Annotated in this window: 10 protein-coding genes and 2 tRNA genes; 6 read left to right on the top strand and 6 right to left on the bottom strand. The window is 64.6% G+C overall.

Features of this window, described 5'->3' with window-relative positions:
- Positions 1-29: 29 nt before the first annotated feature.
- Positions 30-944 (bottom strand): GntR family transcriptional regulator, encoded by a 915-nt coding sequence (locus Q0Q36_RS09160; RefSeq protein ID WP_293797531.1) that lies wholly within the window; start codon positions 942-944, stop codon positions 30-32.
- A 268-nt stretch (positions 945-1,212) separates the two neighbouring features.
- Here Q0Q36_RS09160 and Q0Q36_RS09155 point away from each other — a divergent pair, with 268 nt between their 5' ends.
- Complete coding sequence (locus Q0Q36_RS09155; RefSeq protein ID WP_293797529.1) at positions 1,213-1,443, top strand: hypothetical protein; 231 nt, start codon at positions 1,213-1,215, stop codon at positions 1,441-1,443.
- Positions 1,444-1,445: 2 nt separating this feature from the next.
- On the top strand, positions 1,446-2,216 hold the full coding sequence (locus Q0Q36_RS09150; protein ID WP_293797527.1) for a transporter substrate-binding domain-containing protein: 771 nt from the start codon (positions 1,446-1,448) through the stop codon (positions 2,214-2,216).
- Positions 2,217-3,249: 1,033 nt separating this feature from the next.
- On the opposite strand, the gene Q0Q36_RS09145 is transcribed toward Q0Q36_RS09150, so the two are convergent.
- From Q0Q36_RS09145 to Q0Q36_RS09135, 3 genes are read right to left on the bottom strand one after another with little or no spacing between them, the layout of a single operon-like run.
- Entirely contained in the window at positions 3,250-5,568 is a 2,319-nt protein-coding gene (locus Q0Q36_RS09145; RefSeq protein ID WP_293797525.1) for a molybdopterin cofactor-binding domain-containing protein, read from the bottom strand.
- Positions 5,561-6,925, bottom strand: coding sequence for a cytochrome c (locus Q0Q36_RS09140; RefSeq protein WP_293797523.1), 1,365 nt, complete (start codon positions 6,923-6,925; stop codon positions 5,561-5,563). Before Q0Q36_RS09140 ends, Q0Q36_RS09145 begins: the two co-directional genes overlap by 8 nt.
- Positions 6,926-6,927: 2 nt before the next feature.
- Positions 6,928-7,386 (bottom strand): (2Fe-2S)-binding protein, encoded by a 459-nt coding sequence (locus tag Q0Q36_RS09135; RefSeq protein WP_293797521.1) that lies wholly within the window; start codon positions 7,384-7,386, stop codon positions 6,928-6,930.
- A gap of 301 nt (positions 7,387-7,687) precedes the next feature.
- On the opposite strand from Q0Q36_RS09135, the gene Q0Q36_RS09130 reads away from it, so the two are divergent.
- From Q0Q36_RS09130 to Q0Q36_RS09120, 3 genes are all read left to right on the top strand, one after another.
- Positions 7,688-8,326 (top strand): hypothetical protein, encoded by a 639-nt coding sequence (locus Q0Q36_RS09130; RefSeq protein ID WP_293797519.1) that lies wholly within the window; start codon positions 7,688-7,690, stop codon positions 8,324-8,326.
- Between the two features lie 456 nt (positions 8,327-8,782).
- Entirely contained in the window at positions 8,783-9,973 is a 1,191-nt protein-coding gene (locus Q0Q36_RS09125; RefSeq protein ID WP_293797517.1) for an efflux RND transporter periplasmic adaptor subunit, read from the top strand.
- Positions 9,974-9,976: 3 nt separating this feature from the next.
- Positions 9,977-13,117: an efflux RND transporter permease subunit gene (locus Q0Q36_RS09120; RefSeq protein WP_293797515.1), complete on the top strand. Its 3,141-nt coding sequence runs from the start codon at positions 9,977-9,979 to the stop codon at positions 13,115-13,117.
- A 226-nt stretch (positions 13,118-13,343) separates the two neighbouring features.
- On the opposite strand, the gene Q0Q36_RS09115 is transcribed toward Q0Q36_RS09120, so the two are convergent.
- Both Q0Q36_RS09115 and Q0Q36_RS09110 read right to left on the bottom strand, forming a co-directional pair.
- Positions 13,344-13,420: transfer RNA gene (locus Q0Q36_RS09115), tRNA-Asp, on the bottom strand.
- A 116-nt stretch (positions 13,421-13,536) separates the two neighbouring features.
- A complete protein-coding gene (locus tag Q0Q36_RS09110; protein WP_293797513.1) occupies positions 13,537-14,031 on the bottom strand; it encodes a hypothetical protein in 495 nt (164 codons plus the stop codon).
- An 88-nt stretch (positions 14,032-14,119) separates the two neighbouring features.
- On the opposite strand from Q0Q36_RS09110, the gene Q0Q36_RS09105 reads away from it, so the two are divergent.
- A tRNA-Val gene (locus tag Q0Q36_RS09105) sits at positions 14,120-14,195 on the top strand.
- The last annotated feature ends 621 nt before the right edge of the window (positions 14,196-14,816 follow it).

The following is a 14,816-nucleotide window of genomic DNA, read 5'->3' as shown; positions in this document are numbered from 1 at the left end:
TACGATGTTGCTGAGCTTATCGAACGCGCCTAGGCGGCGTGCCCAGCATCGTCGTTTCGTAGATGGATGACCGGCGATTTGGAGGCAAGCGCCCCGCTGAGATGCCGGCGCATCAGATGCGCCGCCTCCAGATTATCGCCCTTGGCGAGCAGATCGAGGATCTGCAGATGCTCGGAACTCTGCACCGCGATGCGCAGCGGGTTCACCTTGAGCCGGTATTCCACCAACCGCCGCAACTGGTTGGCGCGCTCCAACGCGTGGAAGAACATCGGATTGCCGGACATCCTGATGATTCCTTCGTGGAACTCCGCGCCCGCAGCCGTCATCGCTGCCGGCGCCAGCCCGTTGAGATCGCCCGAGGCCAGGCGTTCCTGCGTCCGGCGTAGCGCTGCCGCAACCGCCCGATCGAACCGGAAGCTCGGTTCGAGCAAGGCCGCGGGCTCGATAACCGCACGGAACCGATAGATTTCCTCGAAGGCTTCGGCGGTCTTGGCGACCTGCCGCAACTTCCAGCCATAGCCCGGCTTCGGCTCGGCCCAGCCCTCGCGAGCAGCGCGCGACAGAAGATCCTGTGCCTGCGAGCGTGTGAGGTTGTAGCGATCCCGGATCGCCTGCTCGGTCTGGTCGGCGCCGATCCGGTCCTTGAGCCAATCTTCCGCCAGCTCGTAATAGAGGTCGCTTTCATCTGCCCCAGTGGGCTCCAGCGCCGTCTCACCCGGCTTGCGCTCCGCGCTTGGCAACACGAAGAAGCCGCGATTGCGCCGGTTCTCGATGACGCCCTGCTCGCAGAGAATGGCCAGCGCTTCCCGCACCGGCGAACGCGAAACCTCGAAGCGCTTGGCAAGGACTTCCGTCGCCAGATGCAAGCCCGTGCCGAACTCTCCCATGCCGATCCGCGCGGCGATGTCGTTGGCGATGCGAAGAGCGAGAGGGCTATGGGGCATGTCTGGAGCCGTTGGTCCGCGCGAGTGATCGCAGGTCTGCGACAGGATGGCAAATCGCGGCAGGCCACTCCCACCATTACTGGCTTTATAAAATCAAATAGCCAATTCAAAAAACATCTGGGACCGGAGCAAGACCAATACGAGAATCCTCGTCCTTCCCCGCGATGTATCGGCCCCGAGATCATCTCCGCCGTGATGGCGGTGCTGGAACGCGCACGCGACCGCTTCGACCTCGGACTCCGCTTCGACTTCGGACCTCGCCAGCAAATTGTCCGGCGGCTGCGGCCTCGCCGGCTCGATGCCCCTGTCCTGCGGGATGCTGTTGCAGTGCCTCGGCGAAAAGCGGAAACTGCCCGCCTTCGAGCAGGCTTCTCATGCAATCGACAAGGCTACCGACACCGTGCTGACCGATCCCGCCTCGCGCACGCCCGATCTCGGCGGCAAGACCGGCACGAAGCGCTTCGGCGCGCTCGTGGCCGAACCCCTGCGGACGGCCTGACGATGATAAGCGAGGAAGCCCGTCAGATCGGCGCGATCATCGGCACGCCACCCGAATCGGTTCGCCGAACGCTCTCGCGCCATGGCGCGCTGCGGGCCGGCATCAACCTTTCGAACTTCCTGTTGGTCTCCAGCCGGACGGCCGATGGTGGCCCAGCCGGCGTCTCCCCGGACATGGCGGCGATCCTGGCCGCATGCCTCGGGCTGCAGCTCCGATACATCCCCTATGAATCGCCCGGCCCGCTTGCGGATGCGGCCGAGCGCGACGAATGGGATGTCGCTCTTGTCGGCGCCGAGCCGCAACGCGCCGCGATCATAGACTTCACCCCAGCGTATACCGAGATCGAGGCGACCTATCTGGTGCCGGCAGGTTCGTCCCTCCAATCGATGGCGGACGTCGACCAGAAGGGACGACGCATCGCCGTTGCTGCGCGCACGGCTTATGGTCTCTGGCTGGAACGGAACATCCAGGCGGCCGGACTAGTGACCGGCGAAGGCTTCGACGGCGCCTACCGGCACTTCGTCGACCAGAAGCTCGATGCGCTCGCGGGTCTGCGGCCCAAGCTGATCGAGGATGAGAAGACGCTGCCGGGCTCGCGGATGCTGCCGGGCCGCTTCATGGCGGTCCAGCAGGCGCTCGGCACGCCCAAGGCCTCCGGCATCGCGATCGATTACCTGAAGAGCTTCGTTGCCGCGGCGGTCCGGACCGGGCTCGTCGGTCGGCTGATCGCCAAGCATCAAGTGGTCGGTCTCTCGGTCGCGGCCGCGCACTGAAGCCTTGCGACGCGGCTCGCCCCCACAAGCAGGCAAAAGCGCGACAAGGACCGGGAAAGCCGCGATGACTGGCTGCGCACCTGGACATGCGTCGAGCCTGCTTTCGGCGGCATCGACCGGCCATCATCCAGTCGGGGCATTTTCCGGGCCCTGATCATTGCCGCGCGCCGTGATGGCTGGCATGTACTAGGCCAATACAATCCGCTGCCGGAAGAACATCGCTTCGACTCGTCACGAGCCCGCCACCTTTATCGCGTCATCCCATATCCTGAAGCCACGGGCCTGGCGGTCTAGCGTCAGCAACGCCACGCCCTCTCTAAGAGGCGCGCCAGTCATGAAACAGCTTCTTGCCGCAGCATGCTGCCTCCTTCTCACAGGATGTGGCGGGTTGGTGTTTCCTGGCCCAGAGGATGGCGCACGGATGCAAGGCACCGGCCAGAACTACACCCCCGAAGAGGCTGGCGGCTATGAGCCGCCGCTCACCCACGAGCGGATGACCTCGACCTGCACGATGAAGGGACAGGGAGCTGTCTGCCGGTAATGCCCTTGCTTGAGCTCGCGGCCATAGCTGCGGGGAGACCTGGAGCGCCGTGCTGTAAGCCCCGCGGCAACAGGATGACCGGCGAGCTTGTCGTCATCATACGGTGGCGGGCAGCTGAGTTTAGCTTGCTCCGCTCGGCGGGGAACCCTCATCTGGCTGGTTAACACCCAGGCCCGAGGCGCAACGACGAAGCCGCTGCCGCCGCGAGACACTGGCGGCTTTGGCAATTCCCAGAGTATCCGCTCGTGACCTACGCGTGATGCGCTTGCCGTCCCCACAACCATCCCGGACCTCCATTACCCTCAGGTGGAGCGGGTCCCCTCGCCCTCCTTGCAAGACGATCACCGTGGCGATCTTCGACAGGGCGGTCAATGGTTTGTGCCGGCCGAGGCCTTACCGCGTGACAGGAACGGGCCTGTACAGGACTTGTCGGCGTCCAGCGAACTCTCAGCGAGGGCCATCAACGTCCTCCGTTTCGGCACAGGCGATCGTTCAGACGGCTAACGAATATCCGAGATCGCGCAACGGCAGGCGGCGCACCCTCTCTCCGGTGGCGGAGAAGATGGCGTTGCCCAGCGCGGGTGCCAGCGCCGGGAAGGCCGGCTCTCCCATGCCCGTCGGGGAATGGTCCGATTGGATGAAATGGGCCTCGATCGTCGTAGGCGCGAACGGCATTCGCAGGATCGGATAGGCATTGTAGTTCCGCTCCAATATCCGGCCGTTTTCGATGTTGATCTTGAGCCCCATGGCGGTGGAAAGGGCATCGGTCGATGCGCCCTGGGCCTGGGCTTCCGAACCCGCCATGTCGATGATGGGGCCGACATCGAGCACCACCACGATGCGGTCGATCCTGATCTGCTTGTCGGCATCCACGCTGAGTTCGACCGATTGCGCGACATGGCCGGCGTGGGAATAGCACCACGCCAAACCCAGCCCGCTCCCCTTGGGCAATGCCCTGCCCCAGCCCGCTTTCTCGGCGCATAGCCGGATCACGTCCGCGGCCCGCCTGGGGCTGAAATTGACGCTCTGGTCCTTCGGCGCCAGCTCCGGCACATCGCGATTGACGGCGTCGAGAAGGAACTCGACATGGTCCCGGCCCGCGGCGAACGACAATTCGTGCATGAAGCTCTGTGCGGCGAAGACCTGGGCGTTGTCACCAGGCGCGCGCCACGCCCCCGTCGGAATCCTGAGCGGGAACATGGTCTTGCCCCGGCGCAGATTGGGCGCCTTGATCGAATATCTGAGATTGTCGGTCAGGTTGGCGCCCGAGGCTTCCTTCTTGCCGTCGGCGGTGAAGGTGATGAAATGCTCCTGCCAGGCATCGAGCCTGCCGCCCTTGTCGACCGCGCCCTTGAACTGGTGATAGCCGGCCGGCCGGTAGAAATCATGGCCGAAATCGTCTTCCCGGGTCCATTGCAGCTTGACCGGCGCAGCGACCTTGCGGGCGATGGCCGCAGCTTCGCAGGCATAGTCGTTGACGAGCCGACGTCCGAACCCGCCGCCGACGCGTGTCTGGTGCATGACGATCTGATCCTGTGAGATGCCGGCCGCCTTCGCGACCAGCGGCAGCCCGCGATCGGGCTGCTGCGTCGGCACCCACATTTCCATCACCCCGTCATGCCAGTGCGCCGTCGCGTTCATCGGCTCCAGCGGGGCATGGGCGGCGAAGGGATATTCGTAATAGGCCTCGATGACCTTGGCGGCCTCGCCGAAGGACTTGTCGACATCGCCGATATTGACATCGGCGCGCGCCGGAAAATCGGTCGCCAGCTGCCTGGCCCGGGCCGAGAACCGCGAGGAGGAATCCCGCGATGCCTCGCTCAGGTCCCATTCGACCTTGAGCTTCCTCTTCGCCTGCAACGCACTCCAGGTGTCCTTGGCGATGATGGCCACGCCCGGCATCACCTCGACCATCACACCGGTGCCGTCGATGGCGAAGGCGTCGAGCACGCCAGGCTGCCCCTTGATCTCGTCCAGGTTGAAGGACGCGACCTTGCCGCCTGCGGCCGGACATTTCGTATAGCTGGCATAGACCATGCCGGGCAGCTGAACGTCGATGCCGAACAGCGGCTGGCCGGTGACGACCTTGGGGTCGTCGACACCGCGATAGCGCTTGCCGATCAGGCGGTATTCGGAGCGGTTCTTGAGCTTCAGAGCTTTTGGATCGGGCACGGGCATTGTCGCCGCTGTGGCCGCGAGCGCGCCGTAGGTTGCGCTCCTGCCGCTCGCGGCATGGCTCAGGATCGAATCCCGGGCGGTGATCTCTGACGGGTCGACGTCCCATTGCCGTGCTGCGGCGGCGACCAGCATCGCCTTGGCGCCGGCGCCTGCCTGGCGCAACTGATTCCAGGCGCGCGGGATGGAGGTCGATCCTCCGGCGCCCTGACTGCCATAGACCTTGGGGTTGATCTCGGCCTGCTCCATCGCAACGTGGCTCCAGTCGGCATCAAGCTCCTCGGCGATGATCACGCCGAAGGAGGTCTTGATGCCCTGCCCGATCTCGGGGCATTTGGAATAGATCGTGATCGTGTTGTCGGGCGCGATGCGGATGAAGGCGTTCATCACCCGGTTTTCTTCGCCCGCCGCGCCGCGGCTGCCGGCATCGACATTCGGCGTCTCGGCCGCGCGTGCCTCGTTCCCGAGGTAGAAGCCCAGCACCAGCCCCGCGGCACCCGCGCCGGTGAGCTTGAAGAAGGTGCGCCGGTGCATCGTCACAGGCGGTTTGGGCGCCGTCGGCGACGAACGGAGCTCGTCGATCAAGGCTGAGAGATAGGCGTCGGATTGGGAAAAACCGGACTGGATGTCAGTCATTGGATCCCTCCTTAGGCTCCTGAGCCGTCTGCATCCGCAGATGGGCCACATCCTGGCCCGTCAACCGGGCGCCTTTGGCTCCGAAACGGGCCGTGACGTAATTGGCCACGGCTGCGATGTCGTCGTCTGAATAGCCCTGACCGAAGGCCGGCATCGCGATACCCCTGCCCGTCTTTCGATCGACGCCGTTGATCACCGTCTGGGCCACATTGGTCGCGCTAGGGTCGTTCACCGCGCGCACGCCGGTCAGTGTGGCATAGCCGCTGACCGGGCTCACCCCGGTCCAGTCATGGCAGCTGGCGCAAGCGCCGGCGAAGACCTTCTCGCCGCGCGCATTGGCGTCCGCGACCGCCACGCCCTCCCTGTAGGAGGCCGGTGCCGGCGTGGTGACGGTGCGCGGGAGGTCCGTCGCCTGGGCGGGTATGCTGCGCAAATACGTCACCAGGGCATTCACGTCCTCCGGCACCAGATAGCTCAGGCTATTGTCGGTAGCCTCGCCCATCGGCCCGCCCGCGCCGCCATGCCCTTCGGCATGGCCGGTGGAGAGGTAGGAATAGAGGTCGCGGTCGCTCCAGTCGCCGAGGCCCGAATCCTTGCTGGCGGTGATGTTGTAGGCGCGCCAGCCGGCGGTCAGCGCGCCCGCGAACTTGCGGTGATTGTCGAGCGCGAAGGCAAGGTTGCGCGGCGTATGGCATTCGCCGCAATGGCCCATGGCCTCGGCAAGATAGGCGCCGCGATTCCATTGCGGGCTCTGCCCGGCATTGGGGCGGAAGCGTTCGCCGGGATTGAACATCGCGTTCCAGACCGCCAGCAGGCCGCGCTGGCTGAAGGGCCAGGAGAGCTTGTTCTGTCTGGCGGGAGCGCTGACCGGCGCCAGCGCGAACAGATAGGCCTTGATCGCCAGCGCGTCGGCGTCCGTGATGTAGCCATAGGAGGTGTAGGGCATGGCGGGATAAAGCCGCTCGCCGTCGGCGCGAATGCCCCTGTGAACCGCCGCCAGGAATTGGGCGTCCGTGTAATTGCCGATGCCGGTTTGCTTGTCCGGCGTGATGTTGGTCGAATAGATCGTGCCGAACGGCATATTGAAAGCAAATCCGCCGGCAAAGGGCGTGCCGCCCGGTGCAGTGTGACAGGCCTGGCAGTCGGCGGCATGGGCGAGGTATTCGCCGCGCTTCACCAAATCGGCATCGGCAAGCTGGGCTGGTACGCCGGTGACGTTGCCGCCCGCATATTTGGCCAGTTCCACGGTCGCGCCACCGGCGAAGGACATCTGATCGCGGCCAAGGAACAGCCAGCCTGCGAAACCAAGCGCGACGACGACGATGACCGCGACGACGACACCAACGGCTTTTTTCATGATCAGGCCGGTTTGGCGGCGGCGTTCTTGATCGCCCGGCGGATGCGAATATAGGTGCCGCAACGGCAGAGATTGCCCGCCATGGCCGCATCGATATCGGCATCGTTCGGCTGCGGAATTCTGTCCAGCAGGGCCGCCGCTGACATGATCTGGCCGGCCTGGCAATAGCCACATTGCGGCACGGCCTCTTCCAGCCAGGCCTGCTGGACCCTGGCGCCGTGGGTCGTATTGCCAACCCCTTCGATGGTGACGACGGCACGGGTGCCGACATCGCCTACCGCGAGCTGGCAGGAACGCACCGGCTTGCCACCCACATGCACGGTGCAGACCCCGCATTGAGCGACGCCGCAGCCATATTTGGTGCCGACCAGATTAAGGTGGTCGCGCAGCACCCACAGAAGCGGCGTATCCGCGGGCGCGTCGACTTCGCGTGGTTGTCCATTGATCGTAAGGGTGAGCATATCTCCATCCCTTCCTGGTCGTAAGCTTCGCACATCGGCGCCACGACATGCCCGAACCATAGGAAAACGAAGCCACTTCGATAGGGTCTGCTCGTACACATTTTCGATACTCCAGCATTCGACCGATCCGGCTCCAGGAGCAGGGGCCGCGACCGGTTCCTTGCAGCGCGGAAGCCCAGGCGCGGCGAATGGCGCAAGCGGAGACCGCTTATCCGTCTTCAGCTTGGCCGGCCTCCCCCCTGGCGCACCGTCCGGCCAGCGCGGCCTTGGAAATCCGAACAGCCGCCGGGGGAGTTTTTCCGTGCCGTTCGCAGTCCTGCTCAAATCCTATGCGACGCTCACGCTTCGGGGCACGAGCAACCGGAGCATGATCGTGTTGAGACCTGTCTCGCTTCTCCTTCTCATCCCTCTCGCATTTTGCCCCTCGCTGGCGGGCGCCCGCGGCGGCGGCCATGTCGGCGGAGGGTTCGGTGGTGGCTACGGCCGCCATGGCTTGCATATCCACGGCGAACGCCGCGCCAATCGCTCCGACATCAGCACCTATGCGGCGGTTGAGATGACGTCTGCGACGGACGCCGCGGCGACGCTTGCCATGACGGCCAAATTGACCGAGAGCCTGTCCGCCTTCAACGGTCGGCTCGTCTCCCAGGATACCGCCCCAAGCGCCCTGGACGGCGCACCGCCGGCCGCATTCTTTCTGATTGCCTTCGACACCTCCCAGGAAGCCGATGGCTGGCGCATCTCCCAGCCGCTCAAGGATTTCGAAGTCGATGCGCAAAAGGCGGGTGTTCGTATCTTCACCGTGAATGCCTCGCCCGCAATGCAGCGATCGGAACGACGCAATGCGGCACGCGACGCAGAGGAACGCGCCTATCAAAAATTGATCGAGAACGGCGACAACACACTTAAACAGCTGCATGACATTTGCCGCGGTTGCTAGCGTGACTTTGCCCGTCTCATTGGGAGTCCCACGTCCCTATAATTGAACGAGCTCGTTGATGCGGAAGAGATGCGAGCTCCGTGACGGGAGCCTGCTGTCGGGAAGATTGGGGAGAAGCAAAACTACCGGCTTGCTCGAGCAATTGGCAGCAACCTCGGAAGGTTGCTGGCTCAGCCCATCAGGTCCGCTCATCGTCACAAGATTGAGAGCGACCCGATTGGATCGAGGACCGGCGACGCGCCGGAAGGAGGCATTTCCGCGCCGTTTCCGCCGCCGAAATCGCTGTTTTCGGCTTCGCTTGCTCGAATGCGGGCTACCGGCGGAAGCGATCCACCTGCAGATTGCCGGCTTCGAACCTGAAACTCGTGGCCGATGAGCGCGTTGTTCTCGCGCAGCCGCGATGGAGGCCGTCGCTGCGAAGCAGGGTGACGCTCTTGTCTTTCGGCGGATGCGAGCATGACCAAGAACGGCGAAGACGGGTGGAGGGGAACCGGCCGCTGGTTGGTGCTCGCTGCCGTATTGGCCGTCGCGACAGCGGGCTATCTCGGATGGCGTGGATTTCACGGCCGCTCCCCTGCGGCTGGCGCTGATGCGGCCACGCCACAGCGGGTCCCGGTGACCTTCGCGGAGGTCCAAAAAGCGGATTATCCCGTTTATCTCCACAGCCTCGGCACGGTCTCGGCCTTCAAGACAGTGACTGTGAAAAGTCGCGTCGACGGCGCGATCAACAAGGTGCTGTTCAAGCAGGGCCAGATCGTCCATGAGGGCGACCAACTGGTCGAGATCGACAAGCGGCCCTATCAGGCCGCACTCGACCAGGCCGTCGCCAAGAAGGCCCAGGACGAAGCCAATCTGAAGAACAACCAGATCATCCTGCAGCGATACCAGGATCTCGCCCAAAGAAGTTTCCAGTCGCGCGAGAACCTCGATTCGCAGCAGGCGCTGGTCGACCAGCTCAAGGCACAGATCCAGGGCGACCAGGCTGCGGTCGACAGCGCGCAGGTCAATCTGGATTACACGACGATCAGCTCCCCGATCACCGGGCGGGCCGGGTTTCGGCAGATCGATCCCGGCAACATCGTCCACACCACCGACGCCAATGGCATCGTCACCATCACGCAATTGCAGCCGATCGCGGTCCAGTTCACCGCGCCGCAGGACCGGCTCCCGACCATCGCCAAGGCCTATGACGGGGGCTCGATCCCTGTCGATGCGATCTCCTCGGACGGCACGCGAACCCTGGCGCAGGGCCAGCTCGTCGCCATCAACAACACCGTCGATGTCGCCAGCGGCACGATCGGCCTGAAAGCTCGGTTCGCCAATCAGGATAACGCACTCTGGCCAGGGCTTTCGGTCAATACGCGGATGCGGGTCGACACGCTCAAGCAGGTCATCGTCATTCCCGAGAGCGGTGTGATGCACGGTCCTTCCGGCCTGTTCACCTATGTCATCGGCGATGGCGGCAAGGTGATGGCCCAGCCGATCGAGGTCGGGCCCAGCGACGACGACCGTGCAGTGATCCTGTCCGGGCTCACCGCCGGACAGAAGATCGTGATCGCCGGCCAAGCTCGCCTGCAGAACGGGGCCGTCGTCGACGCCAAACCGATCGCTGCCGCCCCTCCCGCTCCGGCAAAGGCGGCAGAATGAGCCATGGCCAGCGGCATCTCCACCCCCTTCATCCGCTTCCCCATCGCCACCTCGCTCCTGATGGCGGGCCTCCTGCTCGTCGGCATCGTCGCCTATCCGCAATTGCCGGTTGCGCCCCTGCCGGAGGTGGATTTCCCGACGATCCAGGTCTCCGCCAGCCTGCCCGGGGCCGACCCCGCCACCATGGCTGCGACAGTGGCGCAACCGCTCGAATCCCAGTTCGCCCTGATCCCCGGCGTTGCGGAAATGACCTCGTCGAGCCAAGCCAACTCGACCCAGGTCGTTCTCCAGTTTGATCTCGGCCGCAACATCGACGGTGCGGCGGCAGACGTGCTCGCCGCCATCAACGCCGCCTCCGGACAATTGCCCAAGAACCTGCCGAGCCCGCCGACCTATCGCAAGGTCAACCCGGCCGACTCGCCGATTCTGCTGCTCGGTGCGACGTCCGACACCTTGCCGCTCACCCAGGTTTCCGACGAAGCCCTGACCAAACTCGCCCAGGCGATCAGCCAGATCGGCGGCGTCGGCCAGGTCAATGTCGGCGGCCAGCAGACGCCATCGATCCGCGTCCAGCTCGACCCGGCGAAGCTCGCCGCGCGCGGGCTGTCCCTTGAAGATGTGCGCACGCCACTCTCCGTGACCACCGTCAACAGCCCCAAAGGGACCATCAATAGCGAGACGCGCGCCTACACGATCTACGCCAACGACCAGCTTACCGATGCGAAGGCGTGGAACGACGTCATCATCGCCTATCGCGATGGCAACCCCGTGCGCGTGCGCGACATCGGCCAGGCGGTCAGCGCACCGCTCGACAACACGCAGGCCGGCTGGGCAGACGGCAAACGCGGCGTGTTCCTGGTCATCTTCAAGCAGCCCGGGGCCAATGTCATCGCAACGGTCGACAAGGTGATGCAGGCCCTGCCCCACCTGACAGCCGGCATCTCGCCTGCCATCAAGGTCGCCGTGCTGTCCGACCGAACGCAGACGATCCGCGCGGCGGTCAAGGACGTGCAGTTTACCCTGCTGCTGACGATCACGCTCGTGGTGATGGTGATCTTCGTCTTCCTGCGCAGCCTGTGGGCCACCATCATCCCATCACTGACCGTGCCGCTCGCCCTGCTCGGCGCCTGCGCCCTGATGTGGTTCGCCGGCTACAGCCTCGACAACCTCTCCCTGATGGCGCTGACCATCGCCGTCGGCTTTGTCGTCGACGACGCCATCGTCATGCTGGAAAACATCACGCGCCATATCGAGGACGGCGAGGAGCCCATGGCCGCGGCGATCAAGGGCGCCAGCGAGATCGGCTTCACCATCGTGTCGATCTCGATCTCGCTCGTTGCGGTGCTGATCCCGCTGCTGCTGATGAGCGGGATCATCGGCCGCCTGTTCCGCGAATTCGCGGTCACGCTCGCAATGGCCATCCTGGCGTCCGCGGTCATCGCGCTGACCCTGACGCCGATGATGGCCTCGCGCTTCATGAAACCGATCCGTGAGGTGCATCATGGCCGGGTCTATCAAGCCAGCGAGAAGCTCTTCCGGACACTCGCAAATGCCTACGAGCGCAGCCTCGATGTCGCGCTGCGCTTCCGCTTCACCACGTTGATGGTGTTCTTCGCCACGCTCGCGCTCACCATCTATCTGTTCGTCATCATTCCGAAGGGCTTCTTTCCGCAGCAGGATACCGGCCTGATCACCGGCGTGATCGAGACCGCGCAGGACTCCTCCATCCAGGCCATGGCCAGGCACATGGAGGCAGTCGGCGCCATCGTTCTCAAGGATCCCGCCGTCGACCACATGGCGATGCGCATGGGCGGGAACGGCAGCACCCTCAACGACGGCATGATGTACATCACGCTGAAACCGCGGGAGGAGCGCACAGCTTCGGCCGACGCTGTGATCCGCCGATTGCGTGAACAGACCGGCCGGCTCGAAGGCGTCAGCCTCTATCTCCAGTCGGCGCAGGACGTGCGCGTCGGTGGCCGCCCCTCCCGCACCCAGTACCAGTTCACCCTGCAGGGAACCGACATCGCCCAACTGAACGAATGGGCCCCCAAGCTGCTCGACAAAATGAAGGCGATGCCGGAATTGCGCGACCTCGCCTCCGACCAGCAGGCATCCGGCTCCACCCTGACGCTGACGATCGACCGCGATCAGGCGGCCCATTACGGGCTGACGCCGGACATCATCGATGCCACGCTCTACGACGCTTTCGGGCAGCGCCAGATCGCCAGTTACGCGACGCAGCTTTCGACCTACTACGTCGTGCTGGAAGTGCTGCCAGCCCTGCAGAAGAAGACCGCGACGCTGGAGCAGATCTATCTGCGCTCTGCGACGACGGGGGGCAGCGTGCCGCTCTCGGCCATCGCCAAATGGAGCACGGCCCCGGCGCAGCCGCTGGTCATCAACCACCAGGGCCAGTTCCCGGCGGTGACGATCTCTTTCAATCTGGCGTCCGGCGTCGCGCTGGGACAGGCAACCGACGCGATCGCCGCGCTGGAACGGGCGATGAACCTGCCGGCAACGATCACCACATCCTTCCAGGGCACGGCCCAAGCCTTCCAGGCCTCGCTCTCCTCGGTGCCGATGCTGATCCTGGCCGCGCTGGTCGTCGTCTACCTGATCCTCGGCATCCTCTACGAGAGCTATATTCACCCGCTCACCATCCTCTCCACCTTGCCCTCGGCGGGTGTCGGAGCGCTGGCTATCCTCCTGCTCTTCGGCTTCGATTTCAGCCTGATCGCGCTGATCGGCCTGATCCTGCTGATCGGCATCGTGAAGAAGAACGGCATCATGATGATCGACTTCGCGATCGCGGCCGAGCGCGACCAGGGGCTCTCTTCCCTGGAGGCCATCCGTCGCGCCTGCCTGCTGCGCTTCCGTCCGATCCTCATGACCACCATGGCAGCTCTCCTCGGGGGCGTCCCGCTGATGCTGGGCCATGGGACGAGCTCGGAAATCCGGCAGCCGCTTGGATACGCCATGGTCGGCGGCTTGTTCGTCAGCCAGTTGCTGACGTTATTCACGACACCCGTGATCTATCTCTATCTCGACGCCTTTTCGAACTGGCTGGCGCCGCGGCATGAATCGAAGAGTGCCGGGGTCGAGGACCGAGATAGGATGGCGGTCGATACCGATGGTGGCTAGGGTTGGAGCGCGCCCCTCGAGGCGGACAGCATGGCGACCGGAATTTGATCGGCAAACCGAGCTTGCCAAAGCTGAAAGTCCGACAACCCGGCCAACCCAGCGACGGAGCGGAACGCGGACGCGATCGGGCCACGCCTCGGCGGACAAAACACGATGGAACGTCTGCGATGCCGGGCGGGGATTTGTAAGAGGAGCAGGGGGCTTGCCGATAACCCCTTGATTTAAATGGCGCGGGCGACGGGGCTCGAACCCGCGACCTCCGGCGTGACAGGCCGGCACTCTAACCAACTGAGCTACGCCCGCGCTGGGCGGCTGAGGCATTCGCCGTCAGCGACGTGGTGAGTATTGCCCCCGGCCGAAAGTGTCAAGCGAGTGACGCCGGCAAAATCGCATCTGGGGAAAATTATCCTCGCCCTCGCCTATCGCTCGGCGCCGTCGCCCCCGGTCCACGGCGATGCCAGGCAGGGATCGAGCAGGACATGGCGCTTGTCCTGGCGATTATATCCGCCGCGCAGGACCGCCATATCGCCCAATTTCAGATCGCCGGCGCCATAGGTCACACAGAGAACCCGAACGCCCGGCTCGGCGCAGACCGCGACATACCAGAGCGCTCCATCCGTCCGGAGGAGACTCACCGTTCCCGCAATCGCCATGTCGACTCGCGAATCGGGCGGCATCGAATCGGGAAGCTGGGTTGCTATGGTCTCGCAGCTGGCGGGCGTCCCGGCCTGTTCCGGCTGAGAGAAGGCCGGACGATCGGCGAAGAAGGAATCGGGCAGGAGCGATTGCGCCCCGGCTTGGCCGGCGGCGAGGAAGAGCCCCAGGCATGAGCCAGCAAAAGCAAGGCGTGGAAAACGACGATCACGGGTCAAGCAGGCCACCTCCAGCGGCTCCGACAAGGTGACGATGAACATGGCGGAATTCGGCCGCCTGAGTACCTTTGCGGGCAGCGCGTCGACAGCGCTTGCGATGCGGCGGCCAAGGCCTTAAACGCGACCGCAGGGGCGGTTAGCTCAGTTGGTAGAGCATCTCGTTTACACCGAGAGGGTCGGCGGTTCGAGCCCGTCACCGCCCACCATTATCCAAGCTTCTGATATTCCCTCGTCATTCTGAGCCCGCGTGGCGCCGGCATCCTTGCCATGCCATTGCTGTGCGCTGTTGGCGGGCGTGGAACGCTCGGTCAAGCCGGCCGTTGCAGCGGCTATCGCGTAGCCCATGGACGCGGATGGCCAAGCCACCCCCGCCTGCGATTGGCCGGCCGATCGCCAAACCTATCCCCGCCGCCTCGCAGCGTCGTCCAATCGCGCAACCCTGCGGACCGCGTCCTCGACATCGGCGACACCGACCAGCTTGAGCGGATCCAGGGGACGATCCGCCTCCGCCAGCGCTTGTCGTACCGGCGCCGGCAGACCATCGAACGCGGCCCAGCGGTCCGGTTTCGATTTTGGTCGTGGAGGGCGTCGCAACTTCATCGGCCTGCCTTCGGGCGGTGGCGGAGCCAGTTCAAGGTGGTCATGGGCAAGCCTTGCCGCAATGGCTTGACCGCTCGCCCAAACAAAAACCGCCGGCGCTTGCGCGCCAGCGGTTCGTTCCTTCAAGACCTGAGGTCAGTGGGCGACGACGCCCGCTCCATCCTCGTCCCCACCCTTGGGCAGCGGGGCCTTGAGATCCTCTTCCCAGACGATCGGAACCGGCTGGC

This window comes from uncultured Allobosea sp. (genome assembly GCF_945957345.1).
Lineage (GTDB): Bacteria > Pseudomonadota > Alphaproteobacteria > Rhizobiales > Beijerinckiaceae > Allobosea.
This window is presented reverse-complemented; position numbering and strand designations above follow the sequence as displayed.